Source organism: Leclercia sp. UBA1284 (assembly GCF_002308415.1).
Lineage (GTDB): Bacteria > Pseudomonadota > Gammaproteobacteria > Enterobacterales > Enterobacteriaceae > Enterobacter > Enterobacter pneumoniae.
In genome coordinates, this window is record NZ_DBUS01000006.1 from 62,628 (window position 1) to 78,258 (window position 15,631).

13 protein-coding genes are annotated in these 15,631 nt (G+C 58.0%); 6 read left to right on the plus strand and 7 right to left on the minus strand.

Going from position 1 to position 15,631, the window contains the following annotated elements; translation table 11 throughout:
• Positions 1 to 48: 48 nt before the first annotated feature.
• On the minus strand, positions 49 to 1,158 hold the full coding sequence (locus B3511_RS03570) for an AI-2E family transporter (RefSeq protein WP_046886726.1): 1,110 nt from the start codon (positions 1,156 to 1,158) through the stop codon (positions 49 to 51).
• A gap of 397 nt (positions 1,159 to 1,555) precedes the next feature.
• Here B3511_RS03570 and mmuP point away from each other — a divergent pair, with 397 nt between their 5' ends.
• Both mmuP and mmuM read left to right on the plus strand, forming a co-directional pair.
• Positions 1,556 to 2,956 (plus strand): S-methylmethionine permease, encoded by a 1,401-nt coding sequence (mmuP, locus tag B3511_RS03575; protein ID WP_046886727.1) that lies wholly within the window; start codon positions 1,556 to 1,558, stop codon positions 2,954 to 2,956.
• On the plus strand, positions 2,943 to 3,875 hold the full coding sequence (gene mmuM, locus B3511_RS03580) for a homocysteine S-methyltransferase (RefSeq protein ID WP_286777552.1): 933 nt from the start codon (positions 2,943 to 2,945) through the stop codon (positions 3,873 to 3,875). The genes mmuP and mmuM overlap by 14 nt, the downstream gene beginning before the upstream one ends.
• 244 nt (positions 3,876 to 4,119) lie before the next feature.
• On the opposite strand, the gene fbpC is transcribed toward mmuM, so the two are convergent.
• From fbpC to B3511_RS03610, 6 genes are all read right to left on the minus strand, one after another.
• On the minus strand, positions 4,120 to 5,166 hold the full coding sequence (gene fbpC / locus B3511_RS03585) for a ferric ABC transporter ATP-binding protein (protein WP_212477082.1): 1,047 nt from the start codon (positions 5,164 to 5,166) through the stop codon (positions 4,120 to 4,122).
• Positions 5,167 to 5,170: 4 nt separating this feature from the next.
• Entirely contained in the window at positions 5,171 to 7,249 is a 2,079-nt protein-coding gene (locus B3511_RS03590) for an ABC transporter permease (protein WP_286777553.1), read from the minus strand.
• A 65-nt stretch (positions 7,250 to 7,314) separates the two neighbouring features.
• Positions 7,315 to 8,346 (minus strand): ABC transporter substrate-binding protein, encoded by a 1,032-nt coding sequence (locus B3511_RS03595; RefSeq protein ID WP_040076991.1) that lies wholly within the window; start codon positions 8,344 to 8,346, stop codon positions 7,315 to 7,317.
• A gap of 11 nt (positions 8,347 to 8,357) precedes the next feature.
• Positions 8,358 to 9,659, minus strand: coding sequence for an MFS transporter family glucose-6-phosphate receptor UhpC (gene uhpC / locus B3511_RS03600; RefSeq protein ID WP_040076990.1), 1,302 nt, complete (start codon positions 9,657 to 9,659; stop codon positions 8,358 to 8,360).
• 85 nt (positions 9,660 to 9,744) lie between these two features.
• Positions 9,745 to 11,286 (minus strand): MASE1 domain-containing sensor histidine kinase, encoded by a 1,542-nt coding sequence (locus B3511_RS03605; RefSeq protein WP_286777554.1) that lies wholly within the window; start codon positions 11,284 to 11,286, stop codon positions 9,745 to 9,747.
• Positions 11,286 to 11,915 (minus strand): response regulator transcription factor, encoded by a 630-nt coding sequence (locus tag B3511_RS03610; RefSeq protein WP_040076988.1) that lies wholly within the window; start codon positions 11,913 to 11,915, stop codon positions 11,286 to 11,288. The genes B3511_RS03605 and B3511_RS03610 overlap by 1 nt, the downstream gene beginning before the upstream one ends.
• Before the next feature lie 240 nt (positions 11,916 to 12,155).
• Here B3511_RS03610 and tauA point away from each other — a divergent pair, with 240 nt between their 5' ends.
• The 4 genes from tauA to tauD are packed head-to-tail and all read left to right on the plus strand — an operon-like array spanning position 12,156 to position 15,569.
• Positions 12,156 to 13,118 carry a taurine ABC transporter substrate-binding protein gene (tauA, locus tag B3511_RS03615; protein WP_286777555.1) on the plus strand — a complete coding sequence of 321 codons (963 nt, stop codon included), beginning with the start codon at positions 12,156 to 12,158 and terminating at the stop codon, positions 13,116 to 13,118.
• An 11-nt stretch (positions 13,119 to 13,129) separates the two neighbouring features.
• Complete coding sequence (tauB, locus tag B3511_RS03620) at positions 13,130 to 13,897, plus strand: taurine ABC transporter ATP-binding subunit (RefSeq protein ID WP_286777556.1); 768 nt, start codon at positions 13,130 to 13,132, stop codon at positions 13,895 to 13,897.
• Complete coding sequence (gene tauC / locus B3511_RS03625) at positions 13,894 to 14,721, plus strand: taurine ABC transporter permease TauC (protein ID WP_046884494.1); 828 nt, start codon at positions 13,894 to 13,896, stop codon at positions 14,719 to 14,721. Before tauB ends, tauC begins: the two co-directional genes overlap by 4 nt.
• Positions 14,718 to 15,569 (plus strand): taurine dioxygenase, encoded by an 852-nt coding sequence (tauD, locus tag B3511_RS03630; protein WP_286777557.1) that lies wholly within the window; start codon positions 14,718 to 14,720, stop codon positions 15,567 to 15,569. Before tauC ends, tauD begins: the two co-directional genes overlap by 4 nt.
• Positions 15,570 to 15,631: the final 62 nt, after the last annotated feature.

Below are 15,631 nucleotides of genomic sequence, written 5' to 3' on the forward strand. Positions count from 1 at the left end.
AAAAAAGGCGGCACAGTGCCGCCTGGTTTATCGTTTACCGATGCCCCTTCACAAATCGGGCGGGGTTTTCCCCTCTTCAAGGAAATCGGCATCCAGCTCTTCGGTGTTGCCAGCATGGTCACGTCCGGAGAAGAGATTCCAGCAGGCGATAAACAGCGCCGCAATCAGCGGGCCAATCACAAAGCCGTTGATCCCGTACAACTCCATGCCGCCGAGGGTGGAGATAAGGATCAGATAGTCTGGCATTTTGGTGTCCTTGCCCACCAGCAATGGACGCAGAATGTTATCCACCAGCCCAACGATAATCACAAAGAAGCCGACAATAAACAGCCCTTGCCACAGCTGGTGCGTGGCGAAAAGGAAGATGGCGGCAGGCACCCAGACGATAGCCGAGCCGACGGCCGGGACGAGCGAGAGGAACGCCATCAGCGCGCCCCACAATATGCTGCCGTCGATGCCGACAATCGCGAATGCAATCCCGCCAAGCGTGCCCTGAACGACCGCCACTACCGCCGTACCTTTCACCGTTGCCCGTGAGACGCCGACGAATTTGGCAAACAGGTGCTCTTTCGCAAAGTTGCTCAACGGCAGCGAATCCAGGATCTGGCGTACCAGGTAAGGCCCATCCTTCAGCAGGAAGAAGAGCAGATAGAGCATAATGCCAAAGCTGATGGCGAAGCCAAATGTGCCTTTGCCGATCAGGAATGCGCTGCCAGCCAGGTACTGCCCACCCCGCAGCGCGGCTTCAGAGAGTTTTTTCTGGATCTCCGCCGCGTTCGCCAGGTTGTGATCGGCAAGAAAGCCGCTCGCCCAGCCGGGCAGGCGGTTAAGGATACCGGCCACCACTTCCGGGAACTGAGTGTTGTTTTGCTGAAGCTTGGTGTACACCACGTTCAGCTCAATGGCGAGCGACGAGAGGATCACCATCAACGGAATAAAGACGATCAGGCAGATAATGCACAGGGTCAAAAACGACGCCAGACCGTTGCGCTCGCCCAGCAGGGTGCGCAGCTTGTTTTTCACCGGGTTGAAAATGATGGTCAGGATGGCCGCCCACAAAATGGCAGAGAAGTAGGGGGAGAGCACATCAAAAAAAGCCCAGGTGACAAGGGCAAGAATAAAGATGAAGAAACCTTTGGTCAGTCCGTTAAATCGCATAGTGAGTCCTGATAACTAAGTAACTGTGACGACTATAGAACCCTTTAACGGATTTACCAATAATTGCGCGCGTGCTTCATCAGATAAGCGGGCGGGCGGGGCCCTGGTCCAATGATGGCCTCTAAAGACTGCGTAAGGCATACAAAGGTTTAGCAAACAGAAAACAGATACCACTTTCGCCTGACCGAGAAAGTTTGCCCCCCGCGCCATGCTGTAAGTATCTTCTTGCGGAGGACATTATGGCCTGGCGACCAATACTCTACGTGATCCTCACAGCTCACCCCAGACTCAGCGCACGACGTGCCCGGCTGCGGCTGGTTGGCTAGCTTTTTGTTAACAATCGCGGTATAACACACCTTCTTTGGATGTTTAGATGTCCATACGTTTAGAAGGTAATATGCAAACAGAACACGAAAATGGGCAGCTAAAGCGCACCATGAAAACACGCCACCTGATTATGCTCTCGCTGGGTGGGGTCATTGGCACAGGGTTATTCTTCAATACCGGATACATTATTTCGACGACCGGCGCGGCGGGCACGCTGCTGGCGTACCTGATTGGCGCACTGGTTGTGTGGCTGGTGATGCAGTGTCTGGGCGAACTTTCCGTCGCGATGCCGGAGACCGGCGCATTCCACGTCTATGCCGCCCGCTATCTGGGCCCGGCGACCGGGTACACCGTCGCCTGGCTTTACTGGCTCACCTGGACGGTCGCGCTCGGGTCGAGTTTTACCGCCGCCGGATTCTGCATGCAGTACTGGTTCCCGCAGGTGCCCGTCTGGGTGTGGTGCGTGGTGTTCTGCGTCGTGATTTTTGCCCTTAACGTCATCTCTACCCGGTTTTTTGCCGAAGGGGAGTTCTGGTTCTCGCTGGTGAAAGTTATCACCATCATTGCCTTTATCATTCTCGGCGGCGCGGCGATCTTTGGGTTTATCCCGATGCAGGACGGCTCTCCCGCGCCGGGCCTGAGCAATATCACCGCTGAAGGCTGGTTCCCGCACGGTGGCCTGCCGATCCTGATGACCATGGTGGCGGTGAACTTCGCCTTCTCGGGAACGGAGCTGATCGGCATTGCGGCGGGGGAGACCGAAAACCCGCACAAAGTGATTCCGGTAGCGATCCGTACCACCATTGCCCGGCTGATCATTTTCTTTATCGGCACCGTCTTTGTGCTGGCGGCCCTGATCCCTATGCAGCAGGCCGGGGTAGAGAAAAGCCCGTTCGTGCTGGTCTTTGAGAAAGTGGGTATTCCTTACGCGGCGGATATCTTTAACTTTGTGATTCTGACGGCAATCCTTTCGGCGGCGAACTCGGGGTTATATGCCTCTGGCCGGATGCTGTGGTCGCTCTCGAACGAGAAAACGTTGCCGCGCTGCTTTGCCCGGGTTAACAAAAATGGCGTGCCGCTGACGGCGCTGTCGGTATCGATGCTGGGCGGCGTACTGGCGCTGTTCTCAAGCGTGGTGGCCCCGGATACGGTATTCGTCGCGCTCTCTGCCATTTCCGGTTTCGCGGTGGTGGCGGTGTGGATCAGCATTTGCGCTTCGCACTTTGTCTTCCGCCGCCGTCATGTGCAGGCTGGCCTGCCGCTCTCTGACCTGCACTATCGGGCGCCGTGGTATCCGTTAGTGCCGGTGCTCGGTTTTATCCTCTGCGTAGTGGCCTGCGTCGGCCTGTGGTTTGACCCCAGCCAGCGCATTGCCCTTTATTGCGGACTCCCCTTCGTCGCCCTGTGTTATGGTGCGTACTACCTGACCCGAAATCTGACAACGCAGGAGCATCAACATGTCGCAGAATAATCCGCTTACCGCCATCCTCGAAAAACAACCCTTTGTGGTGCTGGATGGCGCGATGGCAACGGAGCTGGAAGCGCGCGGCTGTAATCTTGCAGACGGCCTCTGGTCTGCCAAAGTGCTGGTGGAAAACCCGGATCTTATCCGTGAAGTGCATCTTGATTACTATCGTGCTGGCGCGCAGGTGGCGATCACCGCCAGCTATCAGGCCACGCCTGCAGGCTTTGCGGCACGCGGGCTGGACGAAGCGCAATCCCGGGCGCTGATTGGTAAAAGCGTGGAGCTGGCGCGCAAAGCGCGCGAGGCATATCTGGCCGAGAACGCCCAGGCGGGCACGCTGCTGGTGGCGGGCTCCGTCGGGCCCTATGGTGCTTACCTGGCGGATGGCTCCGAATACCGCGGCGACTACGTGCGCAGCGCGGAAGAATTTACCGCGTTCCACCGCCCACGGGTAGAGGCGCTGCTGGACGCGGGGGCCGATCTGCTGGCCTGCGAAACCCTGCCGTCATTCCCTGAAATTAAAGCGCTGGCCGCGTTGCTGACAGAATACCCCCGCGCCCGGGCATGGTTCTCGTTTACCCTGCGCGACAGCGAGCACCTGAGCGACGGCACGCCGCTGCGTGAAGTCATTGCTGTGCTGGATAACTTCCCACAGATTGTGGCGTTGGGTATCAACTGTATCTCCCTGGAGAACACCACGGCGGCGCTGCAACATCTGCAAGGCCTGACGGCATTGCCGCTGGTGGTCTACCCGAACTCGGGCGAGCACTATGATGCGGTGAGCAAGACCTGGCATCATCACGGTGAAGCGTGCGAGACGCTGGCGGGGTATTTGCCGCAATGGCAGTCGGCCGGAGCGAAGTTAATTGGCGGGTGTTGTCGGACGACGCCGAAGGATATTGCTGAGTTATATGCGCTGCGCTGAGTTTTGTGCAGCCTGATGCCCTCACCCCGGCCCTCTCCCACAGGGAGAGGGAGAAAATCGGGAAAAGACGAAAACCGAATGCTCCCCTCTCCCACAGGGAGAGGGAGAAAATCGCGAAAAGACGAAAACTGAACGGTCCCCTCTCCCACAGGAAGAGGGAGAAAACCGCGAAAAGACGAAAACCGAACGGTCCCCTCTCCCTTGAGGGAGAGGGTTAGGGTGAGGGGGAGACGCGCGCGCAACCTCACGCCACGTCTGCCAGCACAAACATCCCGTACGGATGAATCTCCAGGTAATACGACTCCCCCAGGTCCGGCTGTAGCCGCGTGGCATTCACCTGCAACAAAATTTCCTGCCCGTGCCACTCCACAATCACTTCATACTGCGGTCCCATATAGGCCACGTGGCGAATCACGCAGCGCTGGCTTGCCTCGCCGTGCTGACTCAAGGTGATGGCCTCCGGGCGTACCCCAACGGTGCCTGTTCCCTGCGCGGCGAAATGCAGCGGACGGGGCAGCCGGTAGCCGTGGATTTCCACCGCCTCTTCACTGAAGTTCGCCGGAAAGAGGTTGGCATCCCCCATAAAGCTCGCCATAAAGCGCGACGCGGGCTGACGGTAGAGATCCTGCGGGGAGCCAATCTGCATAATATTGCCCTTGTTCATCACCAGTACGGTGTCAGAGACCGCAAACGCCTCGCTCTGATCGTGGGTCACATACAGCGAGGTGATGTTGAACTGCTTCTGCAGCTCGCGAATTTTATCGCGCATGCTGCGTCTGAGGTTGGCGTCGAGGTTACTCAGCGGCTCATCAAAGAGCAGAACTTTGGGTTTGAGGATCAGCGCACGGGCCAGCGCCACGCGCTGCTGCTGCCCGCCGGAGATCTGATCCACATAGCGATCTTCAAATCCCTCCAGGTCCACCATCGCCAGCGCCTCCTGGACGCGGGTTTTAATCTCCGCGCGCGAGACGCCCAGCATCTTCAGGCCGTAGCCGACGTTTTCCCCCAGCGACATATGCGGGAAGAGGGCGTAGGACTGGAACACCATACAGATATCACGCTGCTGAATGGAGCGGTGTGTCACATCTTCACCGTCGATATAAATCTGCCCTTCGGTCGGCTTCTCCAGTCCGGCCACCAGACGCAGGACGGTCGTTTTGCCGCAGCCAGATGGGCCGAGCAGCGTCACCATTTGTCCTTGCGGAATCGCCAGGTTGATATTCTCAATCACCGTGTTAGCGCCAAAGCGCTTGGTCACGTTACGCAGTTCAACAAAATGTTTCTGAGTCATAGTGTTACGCCTGGTTTTTGGCTTTTGAACGGGAGATACGTGCCTCACCGATCAGCCAGTCAAAGAGGAAAATGATCGCCAGCATGACCACAATCAGGATCGAGCCGTAGGCAATCGCCACGCCATATTCGCCGTCTTCCACGCGGTTCAGAATGTAGGCCGTTGCCACGCGGGTATCCGGCGTGACGAGGAACACAATGGCGCTGACGGTGGTAATAGCGCGCACAAAGCTGTAGATCAGCGCCGACAAAATGGCGGGGCGCAGCAGTGGCAGCAGGATGTGGGTAATGGTTCGCAAGCTCCCGGCACGCAGACTGAGCGAGGCTTCATCCAGCGACTTGTCGATCTGACCCAGCCCGGCGATCCCGGCGCGAATGCCCACCGGCACGTTACGCATTACCATGGAAATAATGACGATGGCGGCGGTGCCGGTCAGGTACACCGGCGCGCTGTTAAAGGCCAGAATATAGGAGACGCCAGCCACGGTGCCCGGTACGGCGAAGCAGAGCATGGTGGTGAACTCGATAGTCTTTTTCCCTTTAAACTGCTGGCGCACAACCACCCAGGCAATCAGCAGACCGAAGGCGGCGGTGATCGGCGCGGCAATCCCGGCGTAGAGCAGTGTGTCGAGCAGCGAAGGCCATGCGCCGTCGCTCATGCCCTGGCCGAACAATTTGATAAAGTTATCCAGCGTCAGGGTGTAATCCACCCCCCAGTTGACGGTGAAGCTGCCGTAGAAGATGCTGCCGTAAAGCAGGGCGTTGAAGGCGATCCACACCGCCAGCAGCGCGATGACGCTCCACACCAGCGTCACCGGTAGCGGCTGCACATCACCGCGGTAGGATTTACCGGAGACGGTCACGTAGGAGCGTTTGCCAATCCACATGTACTGGACACAGAACACCAGCAGCGAGAAGAGCAGCAGGAAGGCACCCAGCGTACTGGCCGCCTGATAGTCCAGCTGCGAACCGGTGATATAGAAGTAGATTTGCGTCGCAAGCACGTCGAAGTTGCCGCCCAGCACCAGCGGGTTACTGAAGTCCGCCAGCGACTGGACAATGACAATTAAAAAGGCGTTGGCCAGCGCCGGTTTCAGCAGCGGCACGAAGACGCCGTTAAAGGTCTGCCAGCGGCTGGCGCGCAGCGTATAGGAGGCCTCTTCCAGCGACGGATGAATGGTTTTGATGGCCCCGTCGAGGATCATAAAGGCCATCGGCGTAAAGGCCAGCACCTGCGCCAGCCAGATGCCGGTAAAGCCGTACAGCCAGTTGGTATTGGTTAAACCGAACCACTCCACCATAAATTCGGTCACATAGCCGGAGCGCCCCATCATCAGCGTTACGCCTAAGCCCACCACAAACGGCGGGGTCACAATGGGCAGAATGGAGAAGATGCGGCCGATGATCGCGCTGCGTTTGGCGATACGGGTGGTGTAAATGGCCAGCACCAGCCCGAAGAAGGTGCAGCCGATACCGACGGCAATCGACAACAGAATGGAGTTAATGATCACCTGAATGATGTGCGCCTGCGAGAGCACATTCATAAATGCCAGCGGAGCAAACTCGCCGGCATCGTTGGTAAACATCGGAATAAAGATGGCGATGCTGGGCCAGACGATAAAAATGCCGATCAGGGCAACAATGGTGATAAGGGATCCAATGACAAAGCGGTCACCGCCCAGCCACTCCAGGCGGGTAAGGGCCAGGGTCATGATGGCACCCAGCGCCACGAACAGCACGATGGTGGCATAGCCTAAACCGCGCCCTTCCAGGGTAGCGCTTATGACCACAAACGCCATGCACAGTAGCGCCCAGCCGGCGTCCAGATAATGGCGGCTGCGCTGTTCGCGTTTCGCTTCGTTAAACGGACGCACCAGCAGCAGGCTTGGCAGCACGTACCACAGCCAGCTGATATTAACCTGCGACCAGCTGTAGGCGTCGAGGATCTCGTCGCGGGTGGACTCCAGCAGGCCGTAGTCAAGGCTCCAGCTCGGCAGCAGCGCAAAGGCCAGCCAGCCGAGTAAAACCCAAAGGAATACCGCATCCCGTTTTTTGACGGGATGGAGAGCGAGTGTGTGTGACATAAGTTTTCCAGGTGTTGGAGACCCGGCGGCAAAATGGCGCCGGGTGATAACCACTGTTTGCGGGCTTATTTACCCATCTTCACGTCGCTGACCCATTTGTTGATCAACGCTTTTCGCACATCCGTGGAGCCATACTTATCCATGTCGTAACTGATCAACTTCAGATCGTCGAGCTTGAGGGAGTTCGGCGAAGTTTCCGCCGTGGTGTTGGTCAGGATCTGATAGGATTTGCCTTTCTTCCATGCCAGCTCCTGAGCCTCTTTCGACAATACCCAGTCGACGAACAGCTTCGCATTCTCTTCGTTACGCGCCCCTTTCAGAATGCTCACGCCGCCAATTTCATACCCGGTGCCTTCGCACGGGGAGATCAGCTCCAGCGGCGCCCCTTGCTCTTTTTCCAGGGAGTAGTCGTGCAGGAACCCGATGCCGATGGCCGTTTCGCCGCGGGCGGCGTTACGCGCCGGGGCGATACCGGATTTGGTGTACTGAGAGACGTTACCGTTAAGCTGCTTCAGGTAGTCGAAGGCCTGATCTTCACCCCACAGCTGGACAAAAGTTGCCAGCGCGGTGTAGGCGGTGCCGGAACTTTGCGGATCGGCAATCTGGATCTCACCTTTGTATTCCGGTTTGGTCAGATCTTTCCAGCACTGAGGCACCGGCAGGTTCTTCTCTTTCAGACGCTGGGTATTCACACCAAAGCCGAGGATCCCGACGTAGACCGCCGAAGAGAGGTTGCCCTTCACTTTGGCCGGATCGCGGAATTTCTCCATGATCTGCTCAAGGTTCTTCGATTTGTACGGCTGCAGCAGCCCCATTTCGCCCGCCTGAGACTGCGGATCCAGGGTGCCGCCATACCAGACGTCGGCCTGCGGGTTTTTCTTCTCGGCATCCACCTTCGCCAGCGTGCTGCCGGAACCGTTGCGGATAAACGAGGTTTTGACGTCGTACTTATCGCCGAACGCTTTGGTCTCGGCTTCGCACATTTCGTTGGTTGCGCTGCAGTAAACCACCAGGCGGCCTTTAGCCTGTGCGGCACCCGTTAAGGTAGCCAGCGCGATCCCGGAAGCAATGAGGGTAGAGAGAAGTGTCGTTTTCATTATTCAGCCTTTTATGACGTTATGTGACTGCGAGAAGCGGTGATGCCCGCCATCAGCAATGGCATCAGTAACAAACCCATCAGCACGGCGGCGATCGAGAGCAAACTGAACATTCCCGACCAGCCGTAGCGTTCGATAACCTGCGACAGCGGCCACCCGGCTAGCGCGGCCCCCAGATAAGCGAACACGCCAAGAAAACCGGTAATCGACCCTGCAGCCTGTTTATGTCCGCACTCTACGGCGGCAAGGCCAATGAGCATCTGCGGACCAAAGACAAAAAATCCCACCGTAAAAAAACACATCGCCAGCAGGGCGTAATGGTGGACCGGCGCCAGCCACAGGGCGGCCACCGACACCATCAACCCCAGCGTGAACAGCAAAATCATCGGCGCACGCTGACCACTGAACAGCAGATCCGATCCCCACCCGGCAAAGAGCGCCCCCAGCAGTCCGCCCACTTCAAAGAGCATCACCGTAGCGTTAGCGCTCAACAGGTTTACCCCGTGGCTCTCTGCCAGCCAGATATTCCCCCAGTCGTTCAGGGCGATGCGGATGAGATACACCAGCACATACGACGCCCCGAGCAGCCAGATCATCGGGTTTTGCAGCATGGTGCTGCGTAACATCTGCCACAAACCCATCGGCGGGCTCTGCTGTTGCTGGCGTAACTCGAGCGGATCGTTACGCCATTCGCCGACCGTCGGCAGACCCTCTTCCTGCGGTGTGCCCCGCAGTTGTGTGGTCAGCCACAGGCCAAGCACGATGCTGATTATCCCCGGTGTCAGCATCGCCGCCTGCCAGCCCCACCAGTGGGCGGCAGCGGCACAAATCAGTGGAATAATTGCACCACCAATATTGATGGAGGTATTCCAGCATCCCCACCAGAAGCCGCGCTCATTGCGCGAGTACCAGTGGGTCAACAATCTGGCGCAGGGCGGCCATCCCCATCCCTGGAAGAAGCCGTTCAACGTCCAGATAAACAGCAGCAGCGGGAAGGCATCGCTAAAGGTGAACAACACGTTCAACACCCCTGTCGCCAGCAGCCCGATGCCCATAAATGCCCGCTGGCCGTGGCTGTCGTGCCAGAGTCCGGCGGCAAATTTCGACAGCCCGTAGCTCAGGTAGAAGAGCGAGCCAATCAGCCCGATATCACTCTTACTCAGCCCCAAATCCATCTGCAGCGCGGGTAACACATAGTTAAGGCTTTTACGCGTCAGGTAGAACGCGGCGTAACCAATCACCATACACAGCAGCAGCCTGGGGCGAAGCGCCCGATAACGTTGTGAAACCTGTTCGGCAGACAGTACGTGCATGATCTTCTCCGTTTGAGCTGACTCTAGTTAAGCGCGACTGAAATGGGATGAGAGAAAGTCTGGAGTGACTAAGACTTTTTCCTGGTTAATGCGGTGTTTGTTGCAAATTTGTGGGCAGGTTAACAATTACGCGCGTCCCCGCGTGGGATTCCAGCGTCAAATCGCCACCCAGGGCAGAGACGCGTTCACGCATCCCCTGAATACCAAACCCTGCTGGCTGCTGTGAACCCATCCCGCTGCCGTTATCACGCACCTCAAGATGCAGCTGATCATGGCGCTGACAGAGCAGGATCGTCACCTCGCTGGCATCGGCGTGCTTGCTTACGTTATTCAGCAACTCTTGCAGCAGGCGGTAGAGGGTGAAAATGACGGTTTCACTCTGCGGCGGGGCGGGGAGCTGGTAGTCAAACCGGCAGGTGATGCCGCGCTCGGTAAAGGCAAACTCATTCACCAGATGATGTAGCGCCTCCTTCAGGGAGAGTTCATCCAGCACCGGTGGGCGAAGCTGGCGCAGTAGCTGGCGGGTGGAGTGATGAATACGACGTGCCAGTTCGTTAATCTGACCGGCGGCTTCCACGGCCAGCGGCGTATCGCCCGCCCGTTTCACCAGCTGAGACTGGATCTGGATAGCGGTGATGTTCTGGCCAATCTCATCATGCAGTTCGCGCGCAAGGTGCTTGCGGGTGTCTTCCTCGGTATGGATCAGCTTTTCTGTCAGCTCTCGCCGGGCCTGTAACTCCGCTTCCAGCCGGCGGCGGTAGCGGTCAAGGTTCATCGCCAGATGCTGCTGGCGGCTGATGGCGATCCCCAGACCCATCCCCAGCAGAGACTGGGTGGCGAGGAAAATCTCCAGCTCCAGCAGATCGCTAAATCCGATCCCGACCTGGCGGGCTATGGTGATCATCATGCTGCCGAGTAACCCAGAGAGTACGCCGCCCTGCCAGCCAAATTTCCACGCCATCACCACGTTGGGCAGGAATACCACAATTAGCAGTAACCGCTCCAGCGATGGTGAGAGCACCATCTGGGTGCCGATGCCGATAATGAAAAAGAGGCTGCACCAGATAATAAGGGACGTCCGCAGCGGCGGGTTGCTGGTATCCAGCCCCAGCAGATGATAGCGATGCTGCTGGCGCAAAAATTCAAACACCAGATAGACAAACGGAGTAAGCAACACCCCACCGGTAAACGAGGCCAGTAATAGCAGGGTAGCGGGGCTTTCCAGAAACGGTGACAACAGCAGGGTTTGCAGCAGGGCATTAACCGTTACGGCCGCAATCAGCATCGAGAGACGTTGCCAGTAGAGGGGAAACGAGTGCCAGTAGCGCTGGGCTAACCAGGCGCTGAGCAGGCCGGTTAGCGGCACCGCGAGCATGACGTGGTGGGTAAGTAATTGCTCCTCGTGCAGCCACAACAGCGCCGCCAGCACGGGCAGGATCAGCGCCGGCCAGTAGCGGCGTGCGAGCAGAATCAGCAGGGCCAGATAAACGCCCTGTGGCAGAAAAAGCGCCGCCTGCTGGCCATTGTGGGTGAGGTAAAAACTGAGCGTCCATAGCATCAGCCAGCCGGTGCCCCAGGCCAGCATAATAAACAACGAAAGAATAAGATGTCGCAGGGGGCGCCGCATCAGTGGCCCGTGAGTAACTGGTTGTCGAGGGCAAAATGCACCAGCTCAATGGTGCTATTGCACTGTAATTTGCCAAGCACGTTGGCGCGATGGACGTGTACGGTTTTGTGGCTCAGGGCCAGTTTAAAGGCAATCTCTTTGACGCTCTCGCCTTTGACCAGCAGCTCAAACACCTCCCGTTCGCGTGGGGTGAGCACGTTGAGCACGCTGGACGTCGGCTCGCCGCCGCGCAGCGCTTTTACCGCATCGGCACATAAATAGTGGCCACCCATGCCGACGGAACGTACCGCCTGTACCAGCTCTTCCGGGCCGCAGCGTTTGGTCAAATAGCCGCTGGCGCCCGCATCAAGCGCGCTTTGAACAAACGCCGGCGTGTCATAGATGCTCAGAATAATGGCGCGAAACTGAGGGCGTAGCTGACGCAGTCGCTTAAGCAGGCTCAGTCCGTTCTCATCGGGCATGGCGACATCCATCACGGCGACGTCAATCGCGTCCCGTGAGAGGGCTGGCCAGGCCTCAGCGGCGCTGCTGTACTGGCCTTCGACCACCAGATCATCTTCCAGATTTAATAGCTGGGCGAACCCGGAACGGACCACCACGTGATCGTCTACCAGCACGACTTTGATCATTTCAGCACCCATTGCACAAGAGTAACTCTATGATGCCCGTTGCCGCCGGGCTGGCAATGCTGTGGCTGCGGTTATGTAACGGATGTAACAGAATTGCAATAAAGCGTTCTGTCAGTTTTTAACTATCTTTTGCCGCTTTTTTTCTAAAAACGAATCGGAATGAGCGATGCGATTTTGTTCCTTTATGAAAATGATCTCGCCGGAAATACTGCTCCCATAACAACAAGGGGGACAGAGACTATGGCGATTTCATCGAGAATGACGTTACTCGGCGCGTTGGCGCTGTGGGCATTTCAGGCGCAGGCGGTGGATGTCACCGTCGCGTACCAAACCTCTGCCGAGCCGGCGAAATTGGCCCAGGCGGATAACACCTTTGCCAGGGCGAGCGGCGCCAACGTGGACTGGCGCAAATTCGACAGCGGGGCTGCTATCGTGCGGGCGCTGGCTTCCGGCGATGTACAGATTGGTAACCTCGGCTCCAGCCCGCTGGCGGTGGCGGCCAGTCAGCAGGTGCCAATTGAAGTTTTCCTGCTGGCGTCCCAGCTTGGCCAGTCTGAAGCGCTGGTCGTAAAGAAAAGCATCACGAAGCCCGCCGATCTTATCGGCAAGCGCATCGCCGTTCCCTTTATCTCCACCACCCATTACAGCCTGCTGGCAGCGCTCAAACACTGGGGCATCAAGCCGGGGCAGGTCCAAATTCTTAACCTGCAACCCCCGGCAATTATTGCCGCCTGGCAGCGCGGCGATATCGATGGCGCCTACGTCTGGGCACCTGCCGTGAATGAGCTGGAAAAAGAGGGTACCGTGCTCACCGACTCCGAAAAAGTAGGGCAGTGGGGGGCGCCAACGCTCGACGTATGGGTTGTGCGCAAAGACTTTGCTGAAAAACATCCCGGGGTCGTCAAAGCCTTTGCCAAAAGCGCCATCGACGCCCAGCAGCCCTACATTGCCAATCCGGATGAATGGCTGAAACAACCCGATAATCTGGAAAAACTCTCTCGTCTGAGCGGCGTACCGAAGGCGGACGTGCCGGGGCTGGTGAAGGGCAACACCTACCTGACCCCTGCCCAGCAGGCTCAGCAGCTGGCCGGGCCGGTGAATAAAGCGATTGTGGATACCGCAGGCTTCCTGAAAGAACAAGGCAAAGTGCCGGCGGTAGCGGCAGATTACAGCCAGTACGTTACCGACCGCTTTGTCAAATAAGGTTGCCCGCGATGCTGAATATTACCCATCTGTCTGCGGATTACGCTGGAAAGCCCGCACTGGAAGAGATCAATCTGACGCTCGACCGCGGTGAGCTGCTGGTCGTGTTGGGGCCGTCTGGCTGCGGTAAAACCACGCTGTTGAATCTGATTGCCGGGTTTCTTCCTTATCAGCATGGCAGCATCCAGCTGGAGGGAAAAAAGGTCGAAGGGCCAGGCGCGGAACGTGGCGTGGTGTTTCAGAACGAGGGGCTGTTGCCCTGGCGTAACGTGCAGGAGAACGTGGCCTTTGGCCTGCAGCTGGCGGGCCTTGGGCGTGAGCAGCGCCTGACCGTTGCCCGGGAGATGCTAAAAAAAGTGGGGCTCGAAGGGGCGGAAAAACGCTATATCTGGCAGCTTTCTGGAGGCCAGCGCCAGCGGGTGGGGATTGCCCGCGCGCTGGCGGCGAATCCGCAGCTTCTGCTGCTGGATGAGCCCTTTGGGGCGCTCGACGCCTTCACCCGTGAACAGATGCAAACCCTGCTGCTGCGTCTGTGGCATGAGACCGGAAAACAGGTGCTGTTGATTACGCACGATATTGAAGAAGCGATATTTATGGCCACGGAACTGGTGTTGTTATTGCCCGGGCCTGGACGCGTGCAGGAGCGCTTGTCGCTCAACTTTGCCCGTCGCTACGTGGCGGGTGAGCCGGTGCGCAGTATCAAATCCGATCCGCAGTTTATCGAGCAGCGCGAATATGTGCTGAGTCGCGTGTTTGAACAACGGGAGGCATTCTCGTGAGCATTGTCTTCGGTGAAAAAACGCGGCGCTCGCGCCTCGCATTACGCTGGCCCTTCTCCCGTCAAATAACGTTGAGCGTGAGTACGCTGGTGGCGCTGCTGGCCGTGTGGTGGGCTGTTGCGGCCCAGCAGTGGATCAGCCCGCTCTTTCTCCCCCCGCCGGGTCAGGTGCTGGAGAAACTGATCAGCATCGCTGGCCCACAGGGCTTTATGGACGCCACGCTCTGGCAGCACTTAGGGGCCAGCCTGGCGCGTATTCTGGTGGCGCTGCTGGCGGCAGTGGTCGTCGGCATCCCGGTGGGGATCGCGATGGGGTTAAGCCCAACGCTGCGCGGCATTCTGGATCCGCTGATAGAGCTTTACCGGCCGGTGCCGCCGCTGGCCTATCTACCGCTGATGGTTATCTGGTTTGGGATCGGTGAAACCTCAAAAATCTTGCTGATCTATCTGGCAATTTTTGCTCCTGTGGCGATGTCGGCCCTGGCGGGGGTGAAAAGTGCTCAGCAGGTGCGGATTCGTGCCGCGCAGTCGCTTGGCGCCAGCCGCGTGCAGGTGCTGCTTTTTGTGATTTTGCCCGGTGCTTTGCCGGAAATTTTAACCGGGCTGCGTATTGGTCTTGGCGTGGGCTGGTCGACGCTGGTGGCGGCCGAGCTTATCGCCGCCACGCGTGGGTTGGGGTTTATGGTGCAGTCGGCTGGAGAGTTTCTGGCGACTGACGTGGTGCTGGCAGGTATTGCGGTGATTGCCGTGATTGCCTTCGGATTAGAACTGGGGTTGCGCGCGTTACAGCGTCGTCTGACGCCCTGGCATGGAGAGATTCAATGAGTGAACGTCTGACCATTACCCCGCTGGGGCCGTACATTGGCGCTCAGGTCTCGGGCCTGGATGTCAGCCGCCCGCTGAGCGATAACCAGTTTGAGCAGCTGTATCATGCGGTGCTGCGCCATCAGGTGGTCTTCCTGCGCGAGCAGGCCATCACGCCACAGCAGCAGCGCGCGCTAGCACTGCGTTTTGGCGATCTGCATATCCACCCCGTCTATCCCCATGCGGAAGGGGTGGAGGAGATAATTGTGCTGGATACCCATAACAATAACCCGCCGGATAATGACAACTGGCACACCGATGTGACCTTTATTGATACGCCACCTGCCGGGGCGATTCTGGCGGCGAAACTGTTACCCGAAACGGGTGGAGACACGCTGTGGGCCAGCGGTATTGCAGCCTTTGAGGCGTTATCGGCACCCTTCCAGACGCTACTGAGCGGACTGCGAGCGGAGCACGATTTTAAGAAATCGTTCCAGGAGTATAAGTACCGTAAGACCGAAGAGGAGCACCAGCGCTGGCAAGAGGCGGTGGCGAAGCATCCTCCGCTGCTGCATCCGGTGGTGCGTACCCATCCGGTGACGGGCAAACAGGCGCTGTTTGTGAACGAAGGGTTTACCACCCGTATTGTGGACGTCACCGAAAAAGAGAGCGAGGCGCTGTTACACTTCCTCTTCGCGCATATCACCAAACCGGAGTTTCAGGTGCGCTGGCGCTGGCAGGAGAACGATCTGGCGATCTGGGATAACCGCGTGACGCAGCACTATGCCAACGCGGATTACCTGCCGCAGCGCCGGATTATGCAGCGAGCGACAATTTTGGGGGATAAGCCGTTTTATCGTGCGAGCTGATTCCCTTTACCATCTCCTCGCCCCTTTGGGGCGAGGAGATGGGGTAGTACGGTGTTCAGCTT